Annotated in this window: 11 protein-coding genes; 4 read left to right on the top strand and 7 right to left on the bottom strand. The window is 61.6% G+C overall.

The window, feature by feature from the left end; translation table 11 throughout:
- Window positions 1-15: 15 nt before the first annotated feature.
- Window positions 16-801: a helix-turn-helix domain-containing protein gene (locus ACFFT4_RS23480; RefSeq protein WP_378051328.1), complete on the bottom strand. Its 786-nt coding sequence runs from the start codon at window positions 799-801 to the stop codon at window positions 16-18.
- Window positions 794-2359 carry a MocR-like pyridoxine biosynthesis transcription factor PdxR gene (gene pdxR / locus ACFFT4_RS23475; protein WP_378051327.1) on the bottom strand — a complete coding sequence of 522 codons (1566 nt, stop codon included), beginning with the start codon at window positions 2357-2359 and terminating at the stop codon, window positions 794-796. Before pdxR ends, ACFFT4_RS23480 begins: the two co-directional genes overlap by 8 nt.
- A 112-nt stretch (window positions 2360-2471) precedes the next feature.
- On the opposite strand from pdxR, the gene ACFFT4_RS23470 reads away from it, so the two are divergent.
- Both ACFFT4_RS23470 and ACFFT4_RS23465 read left to right on the top strand, forming a co-directional pair.
- Window positions 2472-3119, top strand: coding sequence for a pyridoxamine 5'-phosphate oxidase family protein (locus ACFFT4_RS23470; protein ID WP_378051326.1), 648 nt, complete (start codon window positions 2472-2474; stop codon window positions 3117-3119).
- Window positions 3120-3242: 123 nt separating this feature from the next.
- Window positions 3243-4544, top strand: a complete 1302-nt coding sequence (locus ACFFT4_RS23465; RefSeq protein ID WP_378051324.1) for an aminotransferase class I/II-fold pyridoxal phosphate-dependent enzyme — start codon at window positions 3243-3245, stop codon at window positions 4542-4544.
- An 83-nt stretch (window positions 4545-4627) separates the two neighbouring features.
- Here ACFFT4_RS23465 and ACFFT4_RS23460 read toward each other — a convergent pair whose 3' ends face one another.
- The 4 genes from ACFFT4_RS23460 to ACFFT4_RS23445 all read right to left on the bottom strand — a co-directional run bounded on the left by ACFFT4_RS23460 (window position 4628) and on the right by ACFFT4_RS23445 (window position 8381).
- The gene (locus tag ACFFT4_RS23460) at window positions 4628-5926 is read right to left on the bottom strand and encodes an ABC transporter permease (protein ID WP_378051323.1); all 1299 of its coding nucleotides are present in this window, start codon (window positions 5924-5926) and stop codon (window positions 4628-4630) included.
- Entirely contained in the window at window positions 5919-6710 is a 792-nt protein-coding gene (locus ACFFT4_RS23455) for an ABC transporter ATP-binding protein (RefSeq protein ID WP_378051321.1), read from the bottom strand. Before ACFFT4_RS23455 ends, ACFFT4_RS23460 begins: the two co-directional genes overlap by 8 nt.
- 86 nt (window positions 6711-6796) lie before the next feature.
- Window positions 6797-6994, bottom strand: coding sequence for a hypothetical protein (locus ACFFT4_RS23450; RefSeq protein ID WP_378051320.1), 198 nt, complete (start codon window positions 6992-6994; stop codon window positions 6797-6799).
- A 187-nt stretch (window positions 6995-7181) separates the two neighbouring features.
- Complete coding sequence (locus ACFFT4_RS23445; RefSeq protein WP_378051319.1) at window positions 7182-8381, bottom strand: S-layer homology domain-containing protein; 1200 nt, start codon at window positions 8379-8381, stop codon at window positions 7182-7184.
- Window positions 8382-8590: 209 nt separating this feature from the next.
- Between ACFFT4_RS23445 and pdaA the strand changes: the two genes are divergently transcribed.
- Both pdaA and rbsK read left to right on the top strand, forming a co-directional pair.
- Window positions 8591-9379 (top strand): delta-lactam-biosynthetic de-N-acetylase, encoded by a 789-nt coding sequence (gene pdaA / locus ACFFT4_RS23440; protein WP_378051318.1) that lies wholly within the window; start codon window positions 8591-8593, stop codon window positions 9377-9379.
- A 225-nt stretch (window positions 9380-9604) separates the two neighbouring features.
- Entirely contained in the window at window positions 9605-10537 is a 933-nt protein-coding gene (gene rbsK, locus ACFFT4_RS23435; RefSeq protein WP_378051317.1) for a ribokinase, read from the top strand.
- A 684-nt stretch (window positions 10538-11221) separates the two neighbouring features.
- Here rbsK and ACFFT4_RS23430 read toward each other — a convergent pair.
- The gene (locus ACFFT4_RS23430) at window positions 11222-12886 is read right to left on the bottom strand and encodes a DEAD/DEAH box helicase (RefSeq protein ID WP_378051316.1); all 1665 of its coding nucleotides are present in this window, start codon (window positions 12884-12886) and stop codon (window positions 11222-11224) included.
- Window positions 12887-12896: the final 10 nt, after the last annotated feature.

Here is a 12896-nt window from a genome sequence, read left to right as displayed (position 1 = left end):
CTATAAGAGAACGGATTAGCGGATTTCGGACGGACTTTTCCCTGTATACTGCTTGAACTGCCGGCTGAAAAAGAAGATGTCGCGGTATCCGAGCGCATCGGCCACCTCGGTCACGTTCATGCCGGCGTGCAGCAGCAGATGCTGCGCGCGCTCGATGCGCGCCCGAATCATATACGTCTGCACGGACATGCCGATCAGCTCCTTGAACTTGATCGAGAAGTACCGCGAGGACAGACCGGCCCGCTTGCCCAGATCCTCGACGCGGTGGGCTTGCCCCGGATGCTGCATAATATAGTTCGCCACCTCGCGAATGCTCTCGCTGAGCTGGTTGCTGACCTTGCGTTCGACGGGCTCCTGGCGGTCGTGGCGCAGCAGATGGATCACCAACTGCTTGAGAATGAGCTGCGCCTCGATTTCGGCCGCATACGTTTTTACGAGAAACAAGCGCACGTACTTGGACAGCAGGTGCTCGAAATCGAACGTATCCTCCAACACGCGATACGGCTTCGGAACCTCCTCCGCCGCCTCGGACACGTCGAAATGAATATACGTCAGCACGAGCGGCTTTTGCGGATTGTGCGTCGCCCAGGTGTGGTCCCCTTTGCGAAACAGAAAACAGCTCCCCTTGCCCAATTTGTACATTTTATCGTTCAGAGACAGGTCTCCTTCGCCGCTCCATACGTAGAAAATGTCGTAGTTGGCCAGCGGCTTTTCCCGCTTCTGCCACTTCCAGCCCGGCTCGCACGAGATTTTGGCGAACGCCGAATGCAGCACGAAAGATGCGGGAGACAGGTTAATCATGAACGTTCCCTCCTTGTTCCGGGCTTGCGCGCAGCTCGCCAAGCGCAAGCGCCGCTTGCCGAATGCGGCGGACGCCGTCTTCAATCTGACGCTCGTTCAGATGGGAGAAGCCGAACAGCGCCGAGGGCGGCGGCTTCTCTCCGACCGGGATGTCGTATGCCGATCCGTCCTTCCATTTCACGCCGCGGCGCAAGCACGCTTCGAGCAGGCGGCGGTAAGCTTCCTCCGTTCCTTCCCATCTCGCGTACACGTGCAAGCCCGCATCGGACGGGAACGCCGTGAACAGCCCCTGCAAATCCGCATCCAGACAAGCGCGCAGCTTATTCTCCAGCTTGCCCAGCACGCGGCGCATCTTGCGCATGTGCCGGTCGTAGCCGCCCGAGGACATCCAGTTCGCCAGCGCCTGCTGCTCCGCGATGCCCGTCGGATAGGGATCGTACAGCTTTTTGGCGAGCAGGAACGGCTGCATCAGCTCCTGCGGAACGACCGCGAAGCCGATCCTCATGCTCGCGCTCATCGAGCGGGAGAACGTGCCGACATAGACGACCCGGCCTTCCCGGTCCAGCGCCTTCAGCGGCTCGATCGGCCGCCCTCCCCAGCGGAAGTCGCTGTCGTAATCGTCCTCGACGATCCAGGCGCCGCGCCTGGACGCCCACGCCAGCAGCGACAGCCGCCGCTCGTAGCTGAGCACGACGCCCGTAGGAAACTGCCGCGTTGGCGTGACGAACAGCAGCTCCGCGTCCCAATCCCGCGGCACGATGCCGCCGCCATCCGTTCGCCCCGCGACGATGGCCGCCCCGGTCGCCTTCACCGCGTTTCTCGTGCCGACGTAGCCGGGATTTTCGATGACCGCCGCCTTTCCCTCCTCCAGCAGCAGCTGGGACAGCAGGGCGATCGCCTGCATCGATCCGGATGTAACGACAATATCCTCCTCCCGGCATGGAATGCCCCGCTCCCGGCGCAATCTGCCGGCAATCGCCTTGCGCAGCGCCAGGCTTCCTTCCGTCCCGTGCCCGTCGGCCGCGCCGGAAGCCCCGAAGCTTCGCCACTGCTGCGCGACCTCCGCCTTCCACTCGTGCCAGGGAAAACGATCCGGGCCGAGACCGGCCGGAACGAACGAGACGACATCCGCTTCGTCCGCCGGGCGATCCCCGTCGTAATGCCCCTCCGATCCGTCCGACCGTGGCGCCGCTGACTGCGTTTCCTGCAGTCTGAGCCCCCATTTCGTGAGCCGGGGAGGCTCGGGGACCGTTTCGCCGCCGCTCTCCCGGCCGTCCGGAGACGGCCCGGTTCCCGTCTCCTCCCGCTCTGTTCCGGCGACGAAAGTGCCCTGTCCGACCCCGGCCTGCACGAACCCTTCCGCGGACAGCATTTCGTACGCCAGGCTGACGCTTCCGCGGGACAAGCCGTACAGCGCGGCCAGCTGTCTGGTGGAAGGCAGCTTCTCGCCGGGGGACAGCTTTCCCTGGCCGATCGCTTCCCGAATGGCCAAATACATGGCCAGATGTTTGCTGCCGCAATCGGACAGCTTGGCAAAATAAGCAAACGGAGAGGACATACGCTCTACCTTCTTGAGAAATGGACTAGTCATTTTACTGTAAAATGGATCTTTTCTCTTGTCAATGCACAGCGTACACTGTTTCACAACGAAACGAAAGCGAGCTGGTCCCATGAGAAGAAAAGAATTCAAAGCCGACGAGCAGGAATGCATCGATTTCCTGATGGAGAAGCACGACGGCGTGCTGACATTCGTCGGCGCCGACGGCTGGCCGAAGGCGGTTCCGTTGAACTACGCGTGGCAGGACGGCGCGGTTTATTTCCACGGCAGCAAGCACGGAGAGAAAATGGCGGGGCTGGCCAGCGATCCCCGGGCCGAATTCGTTGTCTACGAGGCGCATGCTTTTATTCCTTCCCATTTTACCGATCCTTATCTGGCCTGTCCCGCAACGGTATTCTTCCGCTCTGCGCGCATTCGCGGCACGATCGTCCAGGTCGAGGAAGCCGAAGAGAAAGCGGCCGCCCTCGGCGCGCTGCTGCGGGGCATGCAGCCGGAAGGCGGGCACGCGCCGATCGACGCGTCCGATCCGCGCTACGCGTCGTCCCTGCGCGGCGTAGCGGTCATGCGCCTGGACCCGGACAGCTTGACGGGCAAGTTCAAGTTCGGCCAGAACGTGCCGGAAGCCAAGCGGGAGAAAATCGTCGAAGGCCTGCTCGAGCGGGGGCTGCCGGGAGACGCGGATACGGTCGCGCGAATCCGCGACGCGGCACCCAAAAAGCGGCGGCTCCCATCCACGCCGGAGCAAGACTCCGGGTTATGAAACAAAACATTGAAAACGGATGAAATCTCGCTCCTTTTTTTCCGAGAAAACGCTCCCATACAATGACGCTCCCCGGTCAATGGTGTATAATATCTGCTAATGACAATTGGAAGGATGAAAGTGATGAATCCTCTTGCCCAGCAGTTGAACGAGACGATTGCCCGAGACAATCCGCACGCTGCCGAAATGCTTTCCAGCCTAGGCAAAGCCATCTATATGCCCAAGCTCGGCATTCTGAGCCAATCTGCCGAAGCGAAGCAGAAAGCGGGCACCTATAACGCCACGATCGGCATCGCGACGGAGAACGGCAAACCGATGCACCTGGAGGTCATTCAGGAGACGCTGTCCGCCTACGATCCGAAGGATCTTTACGAATATGCCCCTCCCGGGGGAAAACCGGAGCTCCGCACCGTCTGGCGGGATAAAATGCTGGCGGAAAACCCGTCCATCGGGAACAAAACGATCAGCCTGCCGGTTGTGACGAACGCGCTGACGCACGGTCTCAGCATCGTCTCCGACCTGTTCGCGGACGCCGGCGACGCGGTGATCGTACCGGACAAAAACTGGGAAAACTACGAGCTGACCTTCGGCGTTCGCCGCGGCGCGGACATGGTGTATTATCCGCTGTACGACGCCGACAACCGCTTTAACTCGGCAGGCTTGCGCGACGCGCTGCTCTCCCGGAAGGACAAAGGCAAAGCGATCGTGCTGCTCAACTTCCCGATCAACCCGACCGGCTACACGCCCGGAGCGGAGGAAGGCCGCGAGATCGTCGCCGCGATTCGCGACGCTGCGGAAGCCGGCATCAACGTCGTCGTCGTCACCGACGACGCCTACTTCGGCCTGTTTTTCGAAGATTCGCTGCAGGAATCGCTGTTCGGCATGCTCTGCGGGCTGCACGAGCGCGTGCTGGCCGTCAAGGTCGACGGCGCGACGAAGGAAGAATACGTATGGGGCTTCCGCGTCGGCTTCATCACCTACGGCGGACTGAGCGAAGCCAGCTTGACGGCGCTGGAGCAGAAGACGATCGGCAACATCCGTTCCACGATTTCCAGCGGCCCTCATCCTTCCCAGACGTTTATTCTGCGGGCGCTCAAATCGGATCGTTTTCAAGCGCAGAAGGAAGAGAAATTCCGCATTATGAAAGGCCGCGCCAACAAAGTGAAGGACTTGCTCGACAGCGGCAAATACGGCGACGTATGGACGTATTATCCGTTCAACTCCGGCTACTTCATGTGCCTGAATTTGACGGTCGACGCGGAAGCCGTACGCCAACGCCTGCTGAGCGCTTACGGCGTCGGCACGATCGCGCTGGGCGAGACCGATCTTCGCGTCGCCTTCTCCTGCATCGAGGAAGCCGATCTGGAAGATTTGTTCGACCGGATCTACAAAGCGGTGCTGGATGTGAAAACGGGCAACGCGTAACCCGACGGAAATGGAATGAAAGGCTTCTCGATTCGGCAGGAATAACGCCGATGCGAGAAGCCTTTTTTTACCGCCGATGCCGATTACAGATCGTCCTCGTCGTTGGACTTCGCGATTTTGCGCGGCATCCACCAGCCGCACCAGAGCAGACCGAACGCGAGCGCCGCCAGCCAGTAATCGAACCGCAGCGCATCCCCCGCTCCGGAATTGCCCAACGCCGTTCCCAGCCCCGCGGTCGCCGGCCCGACAATGCCGATGATCGCGACCGCCGCGATGCCGGACCAGCGCGAGACCGACGCGGCCGCGGGCAGCTTGCCCTGCGGAGGGATCGGCAGCGTATCCGCCGTCTCCACGAAACGCACCCGCTTCAGCTCGCTAAGCTGCAGGCCGCAGACGACGACCGAGACGGCGAAGAAGATCGCGTCCAGCAGCGCGCTTCCCGATACGGCAAGCACCAGGCAAGTAACGACGACCCATCTCCACAGCGCCCCGAAGGTCTCCCCGCGAAGGAACGTCTTGGCGTACAAATAGTGCCACGCCCGGCGTTTGCTCCATGGAACGAAATCGCCGGCCCACGCGATCCAGCGGCGGTAAGCCGGCTTGGCCGTCTCGGAGGGCACGTCCACGAACCAGCTGAGAAAACCCATCCATCTGCGGCGGTTCGACGCCTCCTCTTCGATCAGCCTGTCCCAAGGCAGCGCATGCTGCGGAGGCAGACGCCACAGCAGCGCCAGAACGACGAGGCAGACCGCCGCGAAAGGAATCGCCAGCCCCAACGGCTTGAGCAGCAGCGCCGCGACCGCCGCCACGGTCAGCAGCACGCGGACGGCTTTCAGCCCGATTCGCCATAATCGCGCGGCCATTCTGCGTTCGCGCCAGCCGCCGTAGACGTTAAAGCCGGCCAGCAGCGCGCAGGCAAGGGCCAGCGCGACGAGCGGATGGGTATCGACCAGCCCGGCCGTCTGCGGCGCGCGGCTATAGATCGGGGCATACAGCGCGAATACGGCCAGCATCCGAAGCACGCCCGCGACCAACGCGATGCGCAATGCGTCCCCGATATACCGTCCGAGCACGCGGTTTTCCATCGCCAGCAGAAAAATCGGATCGGCAGGACGCAAATAAGTGCGGAGCGGCGCGCGAATCGCCGCCAGCGAGAGGACGGCGACTCCGACCGGCTTCGCCGGCCAATCGGAGGGCACCGCCTTGAGCAAATCCGTATACCAGATCAGCGCCGCGAAAAAAATCGCCGACGCAAACAAGCCGAACCCGCTCTGGATCACATAGCGGGAATACGGCACGACTTCTTGCCGGAAAGCCGCGGCGCGTTCCCGACGAAGCGAACGCAGGAAGGCGCCCTGTTCCTCGTGCGAGACGTTACCCACCCGCGCGGCCCCCTTCCGCGGCTTCGACCAACGCCTCGAACACATCGTCCAGCGTCGCGTCCGCTCCGGAGCAGCCGGCCTGCTCCATCACTTCCCTCGGCGAGCCCTCCGCGATCAGCCGGCCTTTGTGCAGCACGACGAGCCGGTTCGCCTTGCGTTCGAGCGCAGGCAAAATATGCGAGCTGAGCAGAATCGCCGTGCCCTGCTCCCGGACCTCGTCCAGCGCTCCGATCAGTCCCCGGATCGCCAGCGGGTCCAATCCGAGGAACGGCTCGTCGATGATCAGCAGCGCGGGCTGCACGAGCAGAGCGTTCATCAGCATGACCTTCTGCTTCATCCCTTTGGACAGCGTATCGGGCAGCGCCTTCATCGCCTCGGTCATCCGGAACGTCGCGGCCAGCTTGTCGACCCGCTCCCAGGCGGCTCCCGGCTCCAGTCCGTAAGCCATCGCGGTCCACTGCAAATGCTCCTTCACCGTCAAGTTCGGAAACAGCGACGGCTGCTCGGGCACGTAAGCGACGGAGGAGCGATACAGCTCCCGGTTCTCCTCCAACGTCACTCCGGCCACCCGAACCTCCCCGCCGTGCGGAATCATCAGTCCTAGAATATGCTTGATGGCCGTGCTCTTCCCCGCTCCGTTCAGCCCGATCAAGCCCAGCAGCTCGCCGCGATTCAGCGACATCGATACGCCGTGCAGCACCGGTCTGCGCCTGCTGTAGCCCCCCGTCAGCTCCTTGATCACAAGCGCGGACTCGCCCGCCTTCCCTTGTTCGGATACCACCAATCTTCCTGCCTCCCCGATAAACAGCACAAATGCCTTTGTTCCCTTTATTATAGCGGGAGTAAGGCACGCTTACAAAAAAGGCGGCTTCAGACCGTGAAGTTGGTAGGGTCGATTCGGGCGCGCACGGTCACGGAAAAGCGGCAGGCCGGGTAAAGCTCCTCCCAATCGGCGATCATTTCGGGCGTCGCCGTCGTCCCGTGTCCAGAAGATTCGTAGAGGCGGTCAATGCCGTGTTCTTCCCGCCCTCGGCCAGCCCCCGCAAAGCCAGCGCGCTGATCGACCAATTGGGCACCTCGTTAAAAAATTGCGCGAACTCCCGGAGCACCCACGCCGTCACATCGATGAAATAAAATACGATACGCGAATCCGAACTTCGAACGGATGAAGTGCGTATTTCAGGCAAGCAAAAACGGCGGATCGGGCAAATTCCCCGACTCGCCGTTTTTTTGTTTTTCTACCGAATGCGACCCGTCAAGCCTGAATTTCGATCGTCTTCACAATGTTGTTCGATCCGCGGACGACGACGTTCGCGTTGGGCGACAAGCCCGCGCCTCCGCTAATCGTCGCGTTCGGGTCCACATCGTAGATAATGATATGGGTGACGCCGTCCGACGTTTTGTGCACGGAGATCGTCGCCAATTTGCCGTCCGGACCGAGCGTGAACGAGCCGAGCGTGCCGCTATCGACGAACTGCGCGCTTGCCGCGGCCGTCTTCGTCACTTCGATGAACACCGCTTTCCCCTCGTACGTGCGCACCAGCACCTCGTCTCCGGGCTGCAGCGCGGAGATCGGCGCTTTAACGTTATCGCGGAAAATGAACACGCTGCCGTCGAAGGCTACCGTCTCCGCCGTGCCGTCCGCTTTTCTCACCGTCAACGCGTTGCCCGCGACCGTCTCGACTTTGCCGACGATCGCTTGCGCCCTGCCCTCCTCGGGCAGCTGCCGATCGACGCGGTCCAGCAGCGAAGCCAGCTCCGCGCGCGTGACCGGACGATTGGGCTGGAACGTCTTGTCGTCGTAGCCTTTGATCAGATTTTTCTCCAGCGCCACCGCGATGTATCCGACGGAGCCCGCCGGAATCTCCTTCGCGTCGCGGAACGGCAGCTCCGTATCCATCTTTTGCTTCGCTTCGCCCTCCAGCTTCATCGCCTTGACGAGCAGAACGGACGCCCAGAGCCGGGTGGCCGGCTTATCGGGCTCGACCGCCGCGTCCGTCTCGGAGAACAAATCGTTCTCCAGCGCCACGGCGACATAACCTACCGCCCAGCCGTATTTTTTCTTCAGTTGGGCAAAGTCTTTGAAATTCAGTTTGGCGTTTGCGTTTTCCGGCTTTTCGGCTTCTTCCTTAAGTCCCAGCAAACGCACCGCGGCGACCAGCGCCTCGATTCGGCTGATGTTGTTGCGCGGCTTGAAGCTGCCGTCTCCGTAACCGTTGAATACGCCTTGGGAGGCGAGTCTGACAATCGACCCGTACGCCCATTTCCACTCTTTGCCGTTCACGTCTTTATAATTCAAATGAATGCCGTTTTTGCCGCGTTTGTCGTCGTGCCGGTTTTTGGAGCCTTGATCCGATTTCGCCGAAGCCATCGCCGCGGTCGCGCTTCCCGCAAGCATGGCCAACGCCAGCGTGGCCGCCGCCGTCTTCTTAAGGACCGGTTGCATCTGTTTCATCGTGAGGCCTCTCCTTTGCAGCGAGCTTATTACGGGGATTGCCCGTATACATAGCATTCAGGGAAATACCCCTCGCTGGCAAGGCCCAAAACGCGAAATAAGGCTCAAGTAGGAACCCGCCGCCGGAATCCGCAGCCGATCATGAATAATTCCGTTTCCTTCGTACCATGGTATTAAGAACCATGTTCGCAAGGAGGGTGTCGACGTTTATGTCCCACCGTTTGTTTACCGTCTTGGCGAGCTGCCTGGCGGCCGCTTGTCTGATTTTGACCTCGACCGCCGCCGCCAACCCTTATTCCCCTTATCACTTCGGATTCAAAAAGAGCAAGCAGGGAAGCCTGCCGTCCATCGCGGAGGAAGGCTTCATCGAGGTTCTGCGGAAGCAGGAAGCCATCTTCCTCGGCAGTACGGACAGCAAGGAGCTGTACTTGACCTTCGACAACGGCTACGAGAACGGCTATACCCCCGGCATTCTCGATGTTCTTCGGGACAAGCGGGTTCCCGCCGCCTTTTTCGTGACCGGACATTTCGTCAAGGACCAGCCGGAGCTGGTGCGGAGAATGGCGAAAGAGGGGCATCTGGTCGGCAACCATTCCTGGAGCCATCCGGACTTGAGCCAGGTCGGAGCGGAACGGATCCGCAGCGAAATGGATCAAGTCAAGCAAGGAGTCGCGGAGCTTACGAACGTTCCGGAGATGCCGTACATGCGGCCGCCGCGAGGCATATTCAGCGATCGGATGCTGGGCGTCTGCCGGGAGCTCGGGTATACCGGCGTATTCTGGTCGGTCGCGTACAAGGATTGGGACGTTCATGCGCAGCGAGGGTGGAAATACGCGTACGACAGCGTTATGGGCCAGCTGCACCCCGGCGCCGTTATTCTGCTTCACTCCGTCTCCCGCGACAACGCCGAAGCGCTAGGCCGCATTATCGACGCCGCGCGCGCCCAGGGCTACGAGTTCAAGAGCCTGGACGAGCTGAAAACGAAAACGTACCGGTGACGGTCCGGACGACGAAAGCAACGCTCGCGCAATCGCCGCGGGCGCTGCTTTTTCGCGTCCTGTCGGGGCGGCGAATGCCGGTTTTTCCTCGCCGCCCCTTAAGCGCGGATATGCCGCGGCCGGTTGTATCGCTGCGACAAAGCGTTACGCGATCCGAATTTTTGAAGCTGGTGCAGCGGGCCGTTTCATGCGATGATAGGAAGAAAAACCAACGAGGTGGTCAGCATGAAACGTCCCCGCATAGTCGTGGTGGGCAGCTTGAATATGGATCTGGTCGTCACCGCCGACCGGGCGCCGCAAACCGGGGAGACGCTCCAGGGGGAATCCGTCCATTTCATTCCCGGGGGCAAAGGGGCGAACCAGGCGGTCGCCTGCGCCCGGCTGGGAGCCGAAGCACATATGATCGGCGCCGTCGGCAGCGATCCGTTCGGAACGACAATCGTGGACGAGATGAGGAAAAACGGGGTCCTGACGGACCGCATCGACGTCCTGAAAGATACCGCGACGGGAATCGCCTCGATTCTCCATACGCACGAGGACAACAGCATCGTCATCGTTCCGGGAGCGAACGGCGAGGTGACGCCGGAGCGGGTCGAACGGTCGCGCGACTTGATCGCCCAAGCCGACGTACTGCTCGTGCAGCTGGAAATCCCGCTCGAAGCGGCCGCGGCCGCGCTGCGCATTGCCAGGCAAGCGGGCGTTCGGACGATTCTTAACCCGGCTCCGGCGCGAAGATTGCCCGAGGAGATGCTCCGCTCCGCCGACTACATTACGCCCAACGAAACCGAATTCGCCATTCTCGGCGCATATGGGGACGGAGAGGCCGCAGACGACATGCCGCCGGCGAATTGGGAGATGGGACTGTCCGAATGGACGAGCCGTTACGGCCATGCCGTCATCCTTACCCGCGGCAAGCACGGGGCCTCCTACGTCAAGGACGGCGCGGCCGAGACGATTGCCGCGCCGCCGGTACAGCCCGTCGACACGACCGGGGCCGGCGATTGCCTGAACGCCGCTTTCGCCTACGGGCTCGCCTCCGGCTGGGATACGGAGCACGCGCTCCGCTTCGCGGTTAGAGCCGCTTCCCTGTCGGTTACGAAATTCGGCGCCCAGGACGGCATGCCTACTCTCGCAGAAGTCGAGGGTCTTCCGCAATAATGCCAAATAAAGCCGCCTTCCGCCCGGTTCGCGAACCGCAGCGCAGAAGACGGCTTATTTTAACATCCTCCGAAAACATCCCATTTGTGCGCCGATGCCTCTATGTTAGAACACCGCCCCACCATTCTGCACATTTTCCGCCGCGATAACCGATTTCTTAGCACATCGGCCCGCCATTCTGCACATTTTTCGCTGCGATAACCGATTTCTTAGCACATCGGCCAGCCATTCTGCACATTTTCCGCCGCGATAACCGATTCCTTAGCACATCGGCCAGCCATTCTGCACATTTTGCGCCGCGATAGCCGATTTCTTAGCACATCGACCCGCCATTCTGCACATTTTCCGCCGCGATAACCGATTCTTTAGCACATCGGCCAGCCATTCTGCACATTTTCCGCCGCGATAGCCGATTTCTTAACACATCGACCCGCCATTCTGCACATTTTGCGCCGCGATAGCCGATTTCTTAACACATCGACCCGCCATTCTGCACATTTTCCGCCACGATAACCGATTCTTTAGCACATCGACTCGCCATTCACGCCATGTTCCTCGACGATAGCCGATTTTGAGTAACATCCCTCAAACGCCCCAGCCAAGCTCGCCAATGTGCGATTCTTTGGAGTAACGTTTCGCAGCGGCTCCGGGAAAGTATGCGCGCGAACGAATTAGTCGCAGATTTTAGTCTTGCTTGGGCGCGGAGGCCGCTTCACGCTTCGCCTTCAGCCACTTCGGAGCGCCCTTGTTCTTCTGGTCTCGTGCGCGTTCCGACTTTGTTTTGCCCGGCTTGGACTTGGCAGCAGACGGGGCCGCTTTGGTAGCAGGCGCGGCCTTCCCACCCGTCGAAGCCGCTTTTGACGCAGTCACACCCTTGCCAACCGTCGAAGCCTCTTTAGACGCAGGCGTGGCCTTGCCGGAAGACGAAGCGCCCTTGCCGGTCGGCAACGCACCTTTGGCCGCAGGCTTAGCCGTGGAAGCGACCGGCGAGCCGCCGGCTCTCGACGACGGCTGTCGACGTACCGGATCGGCAGTCGGAACGTGCCCTGCGCGCTCGGAGGCCGCCTCGTCCCGCTGCGGCTTCCGTGCTTCCAGCGATTCCAGGTACTCGGCCTTCGACTTCCATCCCGGGCGGCCGTCCTTCGCGGCGGCACCGTCCCCCGCATGCGCCTTGCGGCCCCTGCCGCCGGTTCCTCTGCTCGCCATGCCTTCCTCGTAAGACACGACCCGTCCCTCGTACAGCGTTTTCGGCTCGATCGAGATGCCCAGCTGCTTCTCCAGCTTGTCGATAATAAAGCGCTCCTCCGGGGCGATCAGCGTTACGGACGTTCCCTCGCGTCCCATCCTTGCCGTCCGCCCCGAGCGGTGAACATAATGATCCGCGTCGAGCGCAGGCTCCAGCTGGATGACGAGCGGCAGCCCGGGCAGGTCGAGCCCTCTGGCCGCGACGTCCGTCGCGATCAGCAGCCTCGTGCGCCCTTTGCGGAAGCGCTGCATCACCTCTCCGCGCTCCTGGCCTCTCGTGTCGCCGTACAGCGCGTCGACCGACAGGCCCTCGTAACGCAGCTTGGCGAGCAGCTCCCCGATTTTCTCGGTATCGTTGACGAACAACAGCGCGGAAGACGGCTTCATATGACGGACGATTTTCTGGACAAGATCGATCTTGTCGCGCCGGTCGCCAAGGAAATACCAATGCTTAAGCGTAGCCGACAGCCCGTTCTCGCTCTCCTGCTCCGTCACATCGGACACCCACGGGTCCTTCTGCCATTTCACCTCCGCCTCGCGCATCGCCTGCGACCGGGTTGCCGACACGAAGACGGTCTGTCGTTCGCGAGAGCACAGCTTCAGCAGATGCTCGACGTCGCCCCTGCCCCCAAGGGAAAAAATCCGGTCCGTTTCGTCGACGACGACAAAGCCGACCGCATGCAGCGACAGCTTGCGGGTGTTCGCCACCTCGCGCACGCGTCCCGGCGTGCCGACGATCAGCGCGGGCTTGCTCTTCATCCGTTCGAGCTGCCGCGCGAGCGAAGCGCCGCCGATTAGCGCCGCGGCCTTAATGCCGAGCGGCTGCCCGTAGGCCTCCGCCTCGCGCATAATCTGCATCGCCAGCTCCTGGGTCGGCGCCAACACGAGCGCCTGCACCTCCTTGCGCGAGCCGTCGACGCTCTGCAGCAGCGGCAGCAAATACGCCAGCGTCTTGCCCGTCCCCGTCGGCGAGATCAGAACGCCGTCCCTGCCGCCAAGCAGCGCGGGCAAAGCCTGGCGCTGAACCTCGGACGGCTGCGTAATTCCGGAGGCCGCCAGCTTGCCGGCCAGCGTCTCGTTTAACCCCAAAGCAACAAAGTCCATCCTTACAACC

It is taken from the genome of Cohnella cellulosilytica, assembly GCF_042431195.1.
Classification (GTDB): Bacteria; Bacillota; Bacilli; order Paenibacillales; family Paenibacillaceae; genus Cohnella; species Cohnella cellulosilytica.
This window is presented reverse-complemented; position numbering and strand designations above follow the sequence as displayed.